The 14,453-nt window shown below is 53.1% G+C and carries 15 protein-coding genes, 2 tRNA genes and 1 pseudogene; 15 read left to right on the top strand and 3 right to left on the bottom strand.

What is annotated here, in order from left to right:
* The first annotated feature begins 94 nt into the window (after positions 1 to 94).
* The 8 genes from AKG43_RS13170 (at position 95) to prmB (ending at position 7,240) form a co-directional block, all read left to right on the top strand.
* Entirely contained in the window at positions 95 to 241 is a 147-nt protein-coding gene (locus tag AKG43_RS13170) for a lipoprotein signal peptidase (RefSeq protein WP_231718102.1), read from the top strand.
* An 18-nt stretch (positions 242 to 259) separates the two neighbouring features.
* Positions 260 to 862 (top strand): LemA family protein, encoded by a 603-nt coding sequence (locus AKG43_RS04130; protein WP_054599312.1) that lies wholly within the window; start codon positions 260 to 262, stop codon positions 860 to 862.
* A gap of 11 nt (positions 863 to 873) precedes the next feature.
* The gene (locus tag AKG43_RS04125; RefSeq protein WP_054599311.1) at positions 874 to 2,343 is read left to right on the top strand and encodes a M48 family metalloprotease; all 1,470 of its coding nucleotides are present in this window, start codon (positions 874 to 876) and stop codon (positions 2,341 to 2,343) included.
* A 9-nt stretch (positions 2,344 to 2,352) separates the two neighbouring features.
* Entirely contained in the window at positions 2,353 to 2,667 is a 315-nt protein-coding gene (locus tag AKG43_RS04120) for a hypothetical protein (protein WP_054599310.1), read from the top strand.
* 198 nt (positions 2,668 to 2,865) lie between these two features.
* Positions 2,866 to 4,269 carry a Trk system potassium transporter TrkA gene (gene trkA / locus AKG43_RS04115; RefSeq protein ID WP_054599309.1) on the top strand — a complete coding sequence of 468 codons (1,404 nt, stop codon included), beginning with the start codon at positions 2,866 to 2,868 and terminating at the stop codon, positions 4,267 to 4,269.
* A gap of 86 nt (positions 4,270 to 4,355) precedes the next feature.
* On the top strand, positions 4,356 to 4,979 hold the full coding sequence (locus tag AKG43_RS04110; RefSeq protein ID WP_054599308.1) for a phosphoribosylanthranilate isomerase: 624 nt from the start codon (positions 4,356 to 4,358) through the stop codon (positions 4,977 to 4,979).
* Positions 4,980 to 5,063: 84 nt separating this feature from the next.
* Positions 5,064 to 6,266 carry a tryptophan synthase subunit beta gene (trpB, locus tag AKG43_RS04105; RefSeq protein WP_054599307.1) on the top strand — a complete coding sequence of 401 codons (1,203 nt, stop codon included), beginning with the start codon at positions 5,064 to 5,066 and terminating at the stop codon, positions 6,264 to 6,266.
* A 74-nt stretch (positions 6,267 to 6,340) separates the two neighbouring features.
* Positions 6,341 to 7,240, top strand: coding sequence for a 50S ribosomal protein L3 N(5)-glutamine methyltransferase (gene prmB / locus AKG43_RS04100; RefSeq protein WP_054599306.1), 900 nt, complete (start codon positions 6,341 to 6,343; stop codon positions 7,238 to 7,240).
* Between the two features lie 190 nt (positions 7,241 to 7,430).
* Here the strand turns inward: prmB and AKG43_RS04095 are convergent, their stop codons facing one another.
* Positions 7,431 to 8,054: a CoA pyrophosphatase gene (locus AKG43_RS04095; RefSeq protein WP_054599305.1), complete on the bottom strand. Its 624-nt coding sequence runs from the start codon at positions 8,052 to 8,054 to the stop codon at positions 7,431 to 7,433.
* A gap of 165 nt (positions 8,055 to 8,219) precedes the next feature.
* A complete protein-coding gene (locus tag AKG43_RS04090) occupies positions 8,220 to 8,447 on the bottom strand; it encodes a hypothetical protein (RefSeq protein WP_054599304.1) in 228 nt (75 codons plus the stop codon).
* Positions 8,448 to 8,481: 34 nt separating this feature from the next.
* Here AKG43_RS04090 and AKG43_RS04085 point away from each other — a divergent pair, with 34 nt between their 5' ends.
* The 7 genes from AKG43_RS04085 (at position 8,482) to AKG43_RS04055 (ending at position 13,975) form a co-directional block, all read left to right on the top strand.
* Positions 8,482 to 10,344, top strand: coding sequence for a tetratricopeptide repeat protein (locus AKG43_RS04085; RefSeq protein ID WP_054599303.1), 1,863 nt, complete (start codon positions 8,482 to 8,484; stop codon positions 10,342 to 10,344).
* Between the two features lie 102 nt (positions 10,345 to 10,446).
* Positions 10,447 to 11,037: a lipoprotein insertase outer membrane protein LolB gene (gene lolB / locus AKG43_RS04080; protein WP_054599302.1), complete on the top strand. Its 591-nt coding sequence runs from the start codon at positions 10,447 to 10,449 to the stop codon at positions 11,035 to 11,037.
* 34 nt (positions 11,038 to 11,071) lie between these two features.
* Positions 11,072 to 11,926 carry a 4-(cytidine 5'-diphospho)-2-C-methyl-D-erythritol kinase gene (ispE, locus tag AKG43_RS04075; RefSeq protein ID WP_054599301.1) on the top strand — a complete coding sequence of 285 codons (855 nt, stop codon included), beginning with the start codon at positions 11,072 to 11,074 and terminating at the stop codon, positions 11,924 to 11,926.
* Positions 11,927 to 11,939: 13 nt separating this feature from the next.
* Positions 11,940 to 12,015: transfer RNA gene (locus AKG43_RS04070), tRNA-Gln, on the top strand.
* A gap of 9 nt (positions 12,016 to 12,024) precedes the next feature.
* Positions 12,025 to 12,100, top strand: a tRNA-Gln gene (locus tag AKG43_RS04065).
* Between the two features lie 248 nt (positions 12,101 to 12,348).
* Positions 12,349 to 13,335 carry a ribose-phosphate pyrophosphokinase gene (locus tag AKG43_RS04060; protein ID WP_125940116.1) on the top strand — a complete coding sequence of 329 codons (987 nt, stop codon included), beginning with the start codon at positions 12,349 to 12,351 and terminating at the stop codon, positions 13,333 to 13,335.
* A 67-nt stretch (positions 13,336 to 13,402) separates the two neighbouring features.
* A complete protein-coding gene (locus AKG43_RS04055) occupies positions 13,403 to 13,975 on the top strand; it encodes a 50S ribosomal protein L25/general stress protein Ctc (protein WP_054599299.1) in 573 nt (190 codons plus the stop codon).
* Positions 13,976 to 14,338: 363 nt separating this feature from the next.
* On the opposite strand, the pseudogene AKG43_RS12710 reads toward AKG43_RS04055, so the two are convergent.
* Positions 14,339 to 14,453, bottom strand: a pseudogene (locus tag AKG43_RS12710) (IS5/IS1182 family transposase); the annotation flags it as partial.

Here is a 14,453-nt window from a genome sequence, read left to right as displayed (position 1 = left end):
GGCCTGTTTATTGATTGGCTTTGAAAGCGGTATGCCGGCAGGATTCTTTCTATCATTGCCTGCAATATCCTGATAATATAAACACATGAGACCTTTGCAAAACCCCCATCTGCGGCGCATTTCTGCGTTGTGCGCTGCTCGCTCGTTTGCCTATCTGTATGATATGTCTGCACTCGCTGTGCTGCTACGCCTTGAACTGCATCCGCATCTGAGGGTTTTGCAAAGGTCTCACATAATATGACATGTGAAGAGGTATGTGATGAGTTGGTTGGTTTTGCTGGTGTTGATGGGCGTGCTGGTGGTGCTGCCGATCGTGATTTACAACCGTTTGGTGCGTGCGCGTAACGAATACCGCAATGCGTTTGCACAAATCCAAGTACAGCTCAAGCGCAGGCATGATTTGATTCCGAATCTGGTGGAAAGCACGCGGGCCTATTTGGAACACGAAAGCCAAACGCTGGAAGCGGTGATTCAGGCGCGCAACCATGCGGCGGGGTTGTTGGAATCGGCTGCCGTCGGCAGGGCAGATGAAAACACGGTGGATATTCTTTCATTGGCGGCGGGCGAACATCAGTTGAGCGCCGCTTTGCGCCAGTTGAGCGTGACGGTGGAGGCATATCCCGAGTTGCAGGCCAACCGTTCGGTGCAAGCGTTAACCGAAGAGTTGGCCGGTGCGGAAAACCGTGTAGCGTTTGCGCGCCAAGCCTATAACGATGCGGTGCTGGCCTACAATAACGCCCGCGAAACCTTCCCGGCATCGTTGTTGGCCGATTTTTTCGGACACCGGCACAACGCGGCCATGCTGCAATTTGACGACCATGCGGTAATCAGCCGTGCGCCGCAGATTGAATTGCGCCGTTGAGCAGCCTGATTATGCGTTTCCGTCAATATCAGAAAGACGCCCGCCGCATCAGCAGCGGGCTTTTGTGCCTGTATGCTTTGGCCGTGATGTCGGTGGCCGGCTTGACTGCTTATGTTACCGCGCTTATCTGTTCGTTCTACATCGTGCCGCCTTCCGAAGGTTCCGGCATCGGGTACAGCAAAACCATTTTTATTGTGGTGTTCGCAGCCATTTCGGCGGTTATCATAGGCGCGGGATGGGTGCGTTTGCGCCAGCTTTCGGCAGGCGGCCATGTGGTTGCCGAAGCTTTGGGCGGCATGCGGATAACGCGCGGCAAAGCGGGTTTGGCCGAACGGCGTTTGCTGAATGTGGTGGAAGAAATGGCCATTGCTTCGGGCGTGCGTATGCCTAAGGTGTATGTGCTGCCCGATTTGAGCCTGAATGCTTTTGCGGCAGGCATGAGCGAGAATGATGCCGTTATCGGTATTACCCGCGGTGCGGTTCAAGGTTTCGACCGCAATGAGTTGCAGGCGGTAGTGGCGCATGAATTCAGCCATATTCTTAACGGCGATATGCGCCGCAATATGCAGTTGTGCGGCTGCCTGTACGGTTTGCAGATGATAACCAGCCTCGGCCATTTTTTTATGCACGGCGATACCGGGTCTTCGTTGCGCAGCGGCGAAAGCCGCGGCCTGCCGACCATGTTTTTGGGCGTAGTGTTGCTGTGTTTGGGCTTTGTGGGTTCGTTGGCCGCAAGCTGGATTCAGGCGGCCATCAGCAGGCAGCGCGAGTTTTTGGCAGACGCTTCCGCCGTTCAGTTTACGCGCCAAAGCGACGGTTTGGCTTCGGCTTTATATAAAGTGGCGGTGGCTTCCCATAGAAGGTTAACGTCGCCTTATGCTGCGGAATATGCCCACTTTATGTTTGAAGGCGTGCATGAGGCCGATATTTTCGACAAACTGGCGGCCACGCACCCCGATATTTATCTGCGCATCGAGCGGCTCAGCCCGTTTAAAGCCCGTCGCTGGAAGAAAGAAATCCGTGAAGCCCAATCGGTGCGCACCGATTTTTTCTTCGCATCTTCAGCGGCTTATCTTTCAGGCGGCCGCAGTGATTTTTCAGCGGCCGAAGCAGAATACCAACAAAAACACCTCAGCCGGCAAACCGCCGAAGCGATTCGCGCTTTTGACCCCGAATCGGCAGGCCGGGCGGATGAGTTGGCGCGTATTGCGCCGAGACATTGGTTGAGCGCGGAAGGCGACGGCGAACGCCTGTTGGTGGTGTTGGCCTGCTTGTTTGCCCCGCAGGCATCGGCTCGTGTGGCTGAACAAGTGTGGGAAACGGCTTTTCCTTTGCGTTTCGCGTTTTACCGACGCTTGAGCCGCCACCCTTTGCCGCAGCCCGTACATCAGGCTCTGTTGGAGCATTTGCTGTCTTCCGCCGCCGCGCTGCCGCCCGATGAGCGCGAGCGTTTGCACGCCGATTTATACGCATTGGTTTAGAACGAAACCTTGTCGCCCGATGCTGCCGTATTGTGGTTGGAAGCTGCTGCATGGTTGGGATGGTTTAAGCCCGTTTCAGACGGCCTCTCGGAAGCGCAAATCCATACCGCCGTTATCCAAGCCGTGCAAGATTGGGCGGCCGAGGCAGGCCGTCTGAACCCTTTCGCCGCGCGAGAACTGCCGCATACTTTGCACCGCATGGCTGCTCTGGAACGCCGTAAGCGGTTGCTTTTGAGCGAAGCGTGCTGCCGGATTTTGGCAGAAGGCGGGCAGGAAGATTGGCGCACGCGGGCACAGGCTGCGGTAAAGCTGTATGGCCGTTGAAGCCTTAACCTGTTCAACGCTTCGTTGCGGCGGTGTTTTCAGTTAAAACGCCTGTGCCGGCGATTTCGGCCGAATGCCCGTGTCGAGGCCGTCTGAAAAGTAAATTCCGCTTTATTGCATCATAAATTTCAGACGGCCTATCGGCTTGCTGCGGCTTTAGTTTAGAATACACACTTTGCTTTAACCGACATCCGCAACGTGAAAATACTCATACTCGGCAGCGGGCAGGTAGGTTCTACCGTTGCCCACAACCTTGCCTCCATACCCGGTAACGACGTCACCATCATCGATATAGACGAAAACGCCCTGCACAATATCGGCAGCCGTTTAGACGTTCAAACCGTGCTCGGCAACGGCGCATCGCCGCTGGTGTTGGAGCGCGCCGGTGCGGCCGATGCCGACCTGATGCTGGCGCTGACCCGCAGCGACGAAACCAATATCGTGGCCTGTAAAATGGCAGCCGGTTTGTTTAACATTCCCGGCCGCATCGCCCGTGTGCGTTCCACCGATTATCTGGAATACCGCGCGCCCGGCAGCAATGAATACGACAACAGCCTTTCGCTCTTTGACATTACCGAATCCATCAGCCCCGAACAGCTGGTTACCGAGCGGCTGGTCGGCCTGATCAGCTACACCAGTGCTTTGCAGGTGCTGCGGTTTGCCAACGACAGAGCACGAATGGTGATTGTGCAGGCGCGTAAAGGCGGGCTGTTGGTCAACAGAGAAATTTCCCAAATCAACAAGCACCTTCCCGAAGGTGTCGACTGCCAAATCTGCGCCATCTACCGCAACAACCATCTGATCGTGCCTTCGGCCAAAACCGTGATTATCGAAGGCGACGAAGTGTTCTTTGTAGCCGCCACCGAAGACGTGGCCGCCATCATGCGCGAATTGCGCCCGCGCGAGCAGCAAAACCGCCGCATTATGATTGCCGGCGGCGGCAATATCGGTTACCGCTTGGCCAAGCAGCTCGAAAACCAGTACGACATCAAAATCATCGAATTCAACCAGCCGCGCGCCGAATGGTTGGCCGAACATCTCGACAATGCCCTAGTGCTGCAAGGTTCGGCTTCCGACGAAACCCTGCTCGAAGCCGAATATATCGACGAAATCGACGTATTCTGCGCATTGACGAACGACGACGAAAACAACATCATGTCGAGCCTGCTGGCCAAAAATCTCGGTGCCAAGCGCGTGATTTCGATTGTGAACCGCTCCAGCTATGTAGATTTGCTCGAAGGCAACAAAATCGACATCGTCGTGTCGCCGCACCTGATTACCATCGGCTCGATTTTGGCGCACATCCGCCGCGGCGATGTGGTGGCGGTGCATCCGCTGCGGCGCGGCACCGCAGAGGCCATCGAAGTGGTGGTACACGGCGACAAACACACGTCTGCGCTGGTAGGCCGCCGCGTTTCCGAGATCAAATGGCCGCAAGGCTGCCATTTCGCCGCTCTTGTGCGCGACAACCAAGTAATCATGGGGCATAAAGAAGACGCCGAAATGGCCGACGGCGACCACATCATCTTTTTCGTATCGCGCCGCCGCGTATTGCGCGAACTGGAAAAACTGATTGAAGTAAAAATGGGCTTTTTCGGTTAAACATCAGGGCGTGCCGTTACCGTGTTTTCAGACGGCCTCTGCGCACATAACCGTTTCAACGCTTGATACCATACCGGAAAACCATCATGAACATCCGAGTGAAAATCTGCGGAATCACCCGCCCCGAAGACGCCCTTGCCGCCGCCCGAGCCGGTGCCGATGCGGTCGGTTTGGTGTTTTACGAAAAAAGCAAACGCCGCATAACCGTGGCCCAAGCACAAGAAATCGTGCGCGTGTTGCCGCCGTTTGTGAGCGTAGTGGCTCTGTTTGTGAACGAAGATGCCGCGCGCATCCACGATATTTTGGCGCAGGTGCCGGTGGATGTGATTCAGTTTCACGGCGATGAAGACGATGCCTTTTGCGCTCAGTTCAGACGGCCTTATTTAAAAGCCGTGCGGGTGCGGCATGCAGAAGATATTCAGACGGCCTGCGCGCAGTTTCCCAACGCCCGCGCCTTGCTGTTTGATGCGTATCATCCGACCGAATACGGCGGCACGGGGCAGCAGTTTGATTGGATGTTATTGCCGAAACAGCTTGATAAACCGTGGGTTTTGGCAGGCGGCCTCACGCCGGAGAATGTAGCCGAAGCCGTGCGTGTCAGCGGCGCGGCGGCAGTGGATGTGTCCGGCGGGGTGGAAGTTTCGGGCGGCATTAAAGATCACGATAAAATAGCGGCATTTTTAGCAGCCGTTCAAACTTGCAGACTGTAATTAAACAGACGGCTGAACATTTATTTCTACTGTATGCTTGCAGAGGCCGTCTGAAAAAATAAGAGAAAAGAAAAGGACAAAATAATGGCAGACTACCAAGCGCCCAACGAACAAGGCTTTTTCGGCGAACACGGCGGCGTATATGTTTCCGAAACCCTGATTCCCGCCTTGCAAGAATTGGCCGAAGCCTACCGCGAAGCTAAAAACGATCCGGCTTTTTGGGAAGCGTTCCGCCACGATTTGAAACATTACGTCGGCCGTCCCAGCCCGGTTTACCATGCCGCGCGTTTGAGCGAAAAGCTCGGCGGGGCGCAAATCTGGCTCAAGCGCGAAGACCTCAACCACACCGGCGCGCATAAAGTGAACAACACCATTGGTCAGGCCTTGCTGGCCAAGCGTATGGGCAAAAAACGCGTGATTGCCGAAACCGGCGCGGGGCAGCACGGCGTGGCGAGTGCTACGGTGGCCGCGCGTTTCGGCATGGAGTGCCACGTTTATATGGGCGCGGACGACATCCAACGCCAAGCGCCGAACGTGTTCCGCATGAAGCTGTTGGGGGCGAACGTGGTGAGTGTCGACAGCGGTTCGCGCACGTTGAAAGATGCCATGAACGAAGCCATGCGCGAATGGGTGGCGCGGGTGGACGACACGTTCTACATCATCGGCACCGCCGCCGGCCCTGCGCCTTATCCCGAAATGGTGCGCGATTTCCAATGCGTGATCGGCAACGAAGCCAAAGAGCAGATGCTTGAAGCCATCGGCCGCCAGCCCGATGCGGCTGTGGCCTGTGTGGGCGGCGGCTCCAACGCCATCGGCTTGTTTTATCCCTATCTCGGCGAAAAAAACGTGCGTTTGGTCGGCGTGGAAGCGGGCGGCAAAGGCGTGGATACCGACGAACATGCCGCGCCGATTACCAGCAAAGCCCCGATCGGCGTGCTGCACGGTTTCCGCAGCTATCTGATGCAGGACGAACACGGCCAAGTGGTCGGCACCCATTCGGTATCCGCCGGTTTGGACTACCCGGGCATCGGCCCCGAACACAGCCATTTGGCTGACCTCGGTCGCGTCGAATACCATGCCGCCAACGACAATGCCGCACTGGAAGCCTTTGATTTGCTGTGCCGCTACGAAGGCATTATCCCTGCGCTGGAAAGCAGCCACGCGCTGGCGTGGGCGGTGGCCGAAGCGCCGAAGATGGGCAAAGACCAAGTGATTTTGGTCAACTTGTCCGGTCGCGGCGACAAAGACATTAACACCGTAGCCAAGCTCAAAGGTATCGAACTGTAACGTGCGGGCAGCAAAGGCCGTCTGAAACGGCCGACCTGCCTAAGCAAAACTGTTAAATTGAAAGCAACCACATGATGTTTACCCAAGCCGCCGAACAACTTTCTACCGTGCGCGATATTTTGCGCTTTGCCGTCAGCCGTTTTAACGAAGCCGGCCTGCATTTCGGACACGGCAGCGACAATGCCCACGACGAGGCCGCCTATCTGATTCTGCATACCCTGAGCCTGCCGCTGGATATGCTCGAACCGTATCTCGATGCCAAGCTGCTCGACAGCGAAAAAGAAGAAGTATTGGGCTTGATTGAAAAGCGCGTTACCGAACGTGTGCCCGTGGCTTATTTAACCAATCAGGCTTGGCAGGGCGATTTTGATTTTTATGTGGACGAGCGCGTGATTGTGCCGCGTTCGTTTATCTACGAACTTTTGGGCGAGCCGCTTGCGCCGTGGATAGAGCATGAAGAGCTGGTTCACCGCGCTTTGGATTTATGCACGGGCAGCGGCTGTTTGGCGGTTCAGATGGCCTATCATTATCCGGCTGCCGAAATCGACGCGGTCGATTTGAGCCTCGACGCTTTGGAAGTGGCCGCCATCAACGTGGAAGACTACGGCTTGGAAGAGCGCATCAATCTGATTCACACCGATTTGTTTGAAGGCTTGGAAGGCACTTACGATTTAATCGTGTCGAATCCGCCTTATGTTGATGCCGAATCGGTGGAAGCCCTGCCGCAGGAATATCTGCACGAACCCGAGCTGGCATTGGGCAGCGGTTCAGACGGCCTCGATGCCACCCGCGAGATTATTTTGCATGCCGCCAAGTTTTTGAACCCCAAAGGCGTGCTGCTGGTGGAAATCGGCCACAACCGCGATGTATTGGAAGCGGCCTATCCCGAACTGCCGTTCACTTGGCTGGAAACCAGCGGCGGCGACGGCTTCGTGTTCCTGCTGACGCGTGAACAGCTGTTGGGCGAAGCGTGATGGTGATGTAAACAGGGTCTAAACCTTTTCAAATCACCTATATGCGGCGCATTTCTGCATTGTGCGCTGCTCGCTCGTTTGACTATACACCTTGAGCTGCATCCGCATCTTAAAGGTTTTGCAAAGTATCAGGCCGTCTGAAAAATTATTTTCAGACGGCCTGATTGCTGTGTGAACCTAATTTCACGTTTTAAAACGGCAATCCGCAAGCCCCCGAAGCCTGCCGGTGTTGCCGGTAGCGGTCGGCCAAATCATACAGAATCATCGCAGTCAGCCCCCAAATGTCGTAGTGCAGATAAGGCAGGGCGGGGGTGTTGAGGCGGTTGCCGTTGTAGTTGAGCGTTCGGGTTTCATACGCGCGGGTGTCGAGTGCCACGGAGAGAGGCAGGTAAAAAATTTCTTCCACTTCCGCCGCATTGGGGAAGGTGGGCGGATTGCCGGCACATAACGCGGGCACGGGAGAAACAATGTAGCCCGAAGGCGTGTAATAAGGTTGGAAGTGCGGAAAGGTTTGCCAATGCTCGGCGCCGATGCCGGTTTCTTCGGCTGTTTCGCGCAAAGCGGTGTGGGTAAGGTTGGTGTCGGTAGCATCTTTTCTGCCGCCTGCCAGCGCAATCTGCCCCGCATGTTCGGGTAGGGCGGCATTGCGGCGGGTAAGCAGAATCTGCCATTGGCTGTCGCGGCAGACCATGCCCAGCAAAACGGCGGCTTCGCGCGTGGCGGTTTGCGCAAACAAGGCATTGCGCCGCTTGCCTGCGTCGGCGGGGTAATGTGCGGCTTGTTGTAAAAAACCGGCAAGTTCGGATTGGGTCATGTGTGCACCTGCGTATTGTGTTCAGACGGCCTCGTTATTTGGGGGGCGTGTCGTTAGAAAGCATTGCGGCGGTATGTTCACAGCCGATTTTATAGTCAACCGACTTAACTTGATACTGCGGCGTTGCTGTCTTGTGTGAAAAATAAGTTGATTGTCTGTCGCTTCTCAAGCCTTCCGGTTGCGCGCCCTAAAACAAGCCGTTTCCGCATGATATATCTGTTTGGCGGCCGGTGTGAAACCGCTTCGATGTGCGGTTGCGTATCCGGCCTGTTTAAATGTTGCGGCAGATAACTTTACATATGTAATTATGATTTCTGCAATGTCAACAAAGCTCCATGCTTGTGATAAAGTATCGCACATCTGTTTTTCAGGATACAGGCCGTCTGAAATCATGTGCCTGATCCTGCACATATCGAAGGAAAGTTTTATGTTTTTGGGAAAAAAACGCATGCGTTTTGCGGCACTTGCCGTAATGGCTGTGTTTGCCGGTCAGGCTTATGCACAGGCAGAGGCGTCGAAGCAGCCCGAACAGTCGGTGAAGTCTGTGGTGGCAAGAAAAAGCCAATATACGCCCGAAGAGCGTGCTTCGGAATACGAACGCCGTTCGGCCATTGTTGAGCGTGCCAACCATCTCTTTACCCTGTTGGGCGGCGAAATGGCGGTGCAGAAAGGCGATCCGGGCACGGCATTGGCCACCTATATCGTGATGCTCAACCGCACCAAAGACCCGGTGGTGGCAGAGCGTGCGGTAGAAATGGCTGTGGCACTGCGCGCCTATCAACAGGCCGGTCAGATTTACCAAATATGGCGCGAAATCGAACCGGTGCCGGGAGATGCCCAAAAACGGATGGCGTGGACGCTCGATTTAATCAACGGCAAGTCGGAAGCCGCAGCCAAAGGCTTGGAAGCCGTACTCGAGCGTGCGAACGAAGAGCAAACCCGCCGTATTTTCCTGCTGCTTGCTCAAATGAGCCTGCAACATGCTTCTTTGGCGGAGAAGGCCGGAAAAGAAGTGCACAAAGCCGCGAAAAAACATGCCGATAAGCCCGAAGCAGCTATTGCCGATCTGATTTTAAGCGCCCAAAGAGGGCGGGAACGCGATGCCGTTCAGGCTTTGCAAAATCTGGCCAAGCTGGATACCGATATTCTACCGCCTACCGAAATCACCCTGAGGCTGGTTGCCCAACACAGCCCCAAAGTCTTGCGCCGTTTTTTTGCAGAAACCGACACCGCCAAACTTTCCCCCGTATGGCAGGAATTGGAAATCAGCGGATTGATTGCAGACGGCCAGCATGACAAAGCCTATCAACGTCTGCAAACCTTGTTAAACGAAAACCCGAATGCCGATCTGTATATTCAGGCCGCCATTTTGTCGGTAACGCGCGAAGACGATATTTCCGTAGTCGGCAACTATCTCGACAGAGCCTACCGTATCGGCACCAGCGAACAAAAGAGCAGGGCGGCCGTGATCGGTGCCATGCGTTATGCAGATGTAAAAGATTTCAAACAAGCCAAATCATGGGTGGAGCGCATTACCTCGCCCGAATTTAACTTCGATAAAGCCGTATTGAAAGCCTCCATCGAAGCCGAGCAGGGCAATGGCCGCAATGCTTTGGCAGAAGCGCGCCGCGCACAAAAACTGCCTGAAAAACAGGGGCGGTTTTTCGGCATGAGCGATATCCAGCGCGTTTATCTGTTTGCATTGAGCAAGCACAACAGCCCGCAAGAAGCACTGTCCGAATTGAATGCTTTGGCCGCAGATGCCGAAAAACAGCCCGACGGCAAAGAGCGGCTGTCGGATATCCTTTACCAGCGCGCCATGCTTTATGCCGACAAACTCAACCGCCCCGAAAAAGCCGTAACCGACCTGCGCCGTTATCTCGAGCTTAATCCGGACAGCGCAATAGGCATGAATGCCCTTGGCTACACCATGTTTTCCTTGCCGAAATACGATGTCGAAGAAGCATTCAAACTGATTCAGGCGGCCTATCAGCAGGAACCCGAGTCCGCCGCCATCAACGACAGTTTGGGATGGGCATATTACCTGAAAGGCGATGCCCAAGCCGCATTGCCCTATCTCGAATACGCATTTGAACAGTTTCCGGATCCTGAAGTAGCCGCACATTTAGGCGAAGTATTCTGGAAGCTCGGCCAGCAGGAAAAAGCCAAAACCGTTTGGCAGCAAGGGTTGGATAAAGACCGCAACCATGCCGTGCTGAGAAAAACCCTGCAACGGTTCGGTGTGCAGCTTCCCGAAAAAGCAAAACGTGCCAAAGCCAAGAAAAAATAAAGAAGCAGGCCGTCTGAAAACCTTTATTTCAGACGGCCTCAATGTCAGATTTACATCGGCTTGAATAAACGGCCGTTTGAATATCCACTCTCAAGGCAATCTATGAAATACAATCGCTTCAAACCCTTATTCCCCGTTGCAGCCTTGCTGATGCTGGCTGCGTGCGCCCAACCCCACATGGCGGGCAAAGAAAGCTGGCGCGCACAAACCGATATTCCCGATTTTGCCGCCGACGGCCGCTTGGCCGTCAAAATGAACGAAAAAGGCTCGTATGCCAATTTCGACTGGACGTACCAAAACCAAGTCCAAACAATTGATGTCAACACCCCGCTGGGCAATACCATCGGCCAACTCTGTCAAGACCAACAAGGCGTGCTGGCCGTAGACAGCAAAGGAAAAAAATATCAAGCAGCCACCCCGAAGCAATTAAGCGAGCAACTATTAGGCTTCGCGCTGCCCGTACAATACCTGCATGTTTGGGCCAACGGCCAATGGGTTGCCAACGCACCGTACCAACTGTTGCCCGACGGACGTTTGCAGCAATTTGAATGGACGATTACCCGTTCCCTCAATACAGACGGCACGCCGAAAATCCTGTTATTGGAAAGCAGCCGATTAACATTGAGGCTGGTGTTCGACCAAATGGAATACGCCCGCAATGCCGATGCCGCAACCCAATGCGCAGCAAGATAAACAATAAAATCAATCAATGGATTGAAGGAAAATTATGACGCAGGCCATTGTTCCGAACCATGCCACAGCTTATCCCGCACCCGCCAAATTGAACTTGGATTTGCGCATCACCGGCCGCTTGGAAAACGGATATCACTGCTTGGAAAGCATTTTCTGTTTGATTGATCTGCAAGACACGGTTTATCTTGCCCCCCGCAACGACGGCAAAATCATCTTGCACACCCCGTTGCAGAACGTGCCGCCCGAAACGGATTTAACCTATCGGGCCGCTGCCGCTTTGCAGCCTTATTCAGACGGCCTAAAAGGCGTGGATATTTGGTTGGATAAACGTATTCCCATGGGCGGGGGCTTGGGAGGAGGCAGTTCCGATGCGGCAACGGTATTGATCGCCCTCAACAGCTTGTGGCAATGCGGTTTGACCACGCCGGAGTTGATAGATATAGGCGTCAAACTCGGTGCAGACGTGCCGTTTTTTATTTTCGGACGTAACGCTTTTGCCAAAGGCATAGGCGAGCAACTCACGCAAATTGACCTTCCCCAACAATGGTTTGTTGTAGTAAAACCACCGGTTCACGTCAGCACGGCTGCGATTTTTTCACACGAACGCTTGACACGGGATTCCCAACCCAGCATAATGCCGACTTTCCAATCGCTGCAACCTTTCAGAAATGATATGCAGGCGGTTGTGTTTCAGGAGTATCCTGAAGTCTTGAAGGCTTATCAGTTGCTGGAAAAAATAGGCAAACCTTTAATGACCGGTTCCGGCGCCTGTTTATTCATCGCTTTTGACAGCGAAGAAAATGCAAACTCAGCCTTAAGCAAAGTTTCAAAACACTATGAAGCATATTGTGTGAAAAGCTTAGATGCTCATCCGCTGCTGAATAGTTAACAGTTGATTGTGTTGGGGAGTCGTCAAGTGGTTAAGACACTGGATTTTGATTCCAGCATGCGAAGGTTCGAATCCTTCCTCCCCAGCCAACCCCTCATTGGGGAGTCGTCAAGTGGTTAAGACACTGGATTTTGATTCCAGCATGCGAAGGTTCGAATCCTTCCTCCCCAGCCAATAAAAAAGCGTGTGAGTTTACTTGCACGCTTTTTATTTTGTGAGAAGGTTTTCATTTAAGAGGCTTTGAGCAGACTTTAACGCAACAAAGTCTAGGGCCGTCTGAAAAAATATCAAGAATTAAAGAAGGGGCTTTGATGGTTGACCGTTGGCGCGTATAATAACCGCTTCGGCTGGCCGGCCAAAAGCAGAAGGAAGCAATAATGTTTTCCGAGCACAACCCCAATACACATCCAGGTGACGAAGATATGGCTGCATATGACAGTTTGATGGTTTTTACCGGTAATGCCAATCCCGAATTGGCGCAAAAAGTGGTCAAACATCTAGACATTTCTTTAGGAAATGCCTCTGTGAGCAAATTCTCTGATGGAGAAGTGGCAGTAGAGCTTCTGGAAAATGTGCGCGGGCGTGATGTTTTCATTCTTCAGCCTACCTGTGCACCCACCAACGACAACTTGATGGAAATCCTTACCATGGCCGATGCCTTGAAGCGTGCATCAGCGGGGCGCATTACAGCAGCGATTCCTTATTTCGGCTATGCCCGCCAAGATCGCCGCCCCCGTTCCGTGCGCGTTCCGATTTCTGCCAAACTGGTTGCCAATATGCTTTATTCCGCAGGTATCGACAGGGTGTTGACTGTTGATCTGCATGCCGATCAAATTCAAGGTTTTTTTGATATTCCGGTAGACAATATTTACGCTACGCCCATTTTGATTAACGATATCCAGCGTCAGCGTATCGACAATCTGACAGTGGTAAGCCCCGATATCGGCGGTGTCGTTCGTGCACGGGCGGTAGCCAAAGTACTGAATGCCGATTTGGCGATTATCGACAAACGCCGCCCCAAAGCCAATGTGGCGGAAGTAATGAACATTATCGGTGATGTTCAAGACCGTACCTGTTTGATTGTCGATGATATGATTGATACCGCGAATACTTTATGTAAAGCCGCTTCGGCCTTGAAAGCCAGAGGTGCTTCCAGAGTGTTGGCTTATGCTACCCATCCGGTATTCTCCGGAGAGGCGGTATCCCGAATCGACTCTTCAGATATAGATCAGGTTGTGGTAACGGATACCATTCCTTTGTCTGCGTCTGCACAGCAATGCGAACGTATCCGTCAGGTAACGATTGCCGGACTGTTGGCCGAAACCGTGCGACGTATCAGCAACGAAGAATCTGTTTCATATCTTTTCAATGAAGATGTGTTAACCAACGGCAGTGTATTTCTGCCTTAACGTGAGCTGCTTTGGGCTGGTCGCGGCCGATTGCAGTTAATTTTATTTATTTTGGAGTTTTTTAATTATGTCATACGAAATTCAAGCTACCGTTCGCGAAGCACAGGGCACTGGTGCGAGCCGCCGCCTGCGTCGTGAAGGTAAAACCCCTGCCGTATTGTACGGTGAGAACCAAGAGCCTGTAGCAATTGCGGTTGATCACAAAACAGTGTTCTATGCTTTGGAAAAAGAATCTTTCCATACTGCTCTGATCAAATTGACTCTTGACGGCAAAACCCAAGATGTGATCGTGCGCGATTTCCAAATCCACCCTTTCCGTCAAGAAGTTCAACACATCGATTTCCAAGTGGTTGATGCAGCCAAGCCCCTGCGTATCCGTGTACCTTTGCATGTAGTGAACGCAGAAATTTCCCAAGCTGTAAAATTGCAAGGCGGTCGAGTTTCACTGTTGAATACGACTGTGGAAGTTATCGCTCTGCCTAAAGATATTCCTGCTGCGTTGGAATTGGATTGTGGCAATGTTGTGGCAGGCGACATTCTGCATTTGTCGGATATCAAACTTCCGGAAGGCGTTGAAAGCGTTGCCCTGAAACGTAATGCCAATTTGGCTGTTGCTACAGTAACAGGTAAAAAACGCTAAGTGAAAAATAAAAAAATCCCACGACAATAGTCGTGGGATTTTTTATTTGAAAGTTGATATTAATTTCTGAGTGGGTTCTTGTGTATTTTATGGGTGGGTGTGGGAAATATTTGCGTGATATAGTCAATCCACTTAACTTTTACTACGGCGTTGCAGTGCTTTGGCTCAAAGAGAACGATTTTGTTAACAGAATCGGTTCCGTACTACCTGAGACCTTTGCAAAACCCCCATCTGCGGCGCATTTCTGCGTTGTGCGCTGCTCGCTCGTTTGCCTATCTGTATGATATGTCTGCACTCGCTGTGCTGCTACGCCTTGAACTGCATCCACATCTGAGGGTTTTGCAAAGGTCTCTGCCTGCCTGTTCAGGCAGCAACAGGCACACCTATCCTGTTGGCCGCCTTCAACAGGTTCACACACATCGCCTTCAGGTGGCTTTGCGCCCTCACTTTGCCCAACCCGAAATAGGCTGCCCGGCCA

The sequence above is a fragment of the Neisseria sp. 74A18 genome (assembly GCF_001308005.1).
GTDB classification, from domain to species: domain Bacteria; phylum Pseudomonadota; class Gammaproteobacteria; order Burkholderiales; family Neisseriaceae; genus Neisseria; species Neisseria dumasiana.
Note: the sequence above shows the minus strand (reverse complement) of the source record. Positions and strands in the feature narration are given on the sequence as shown.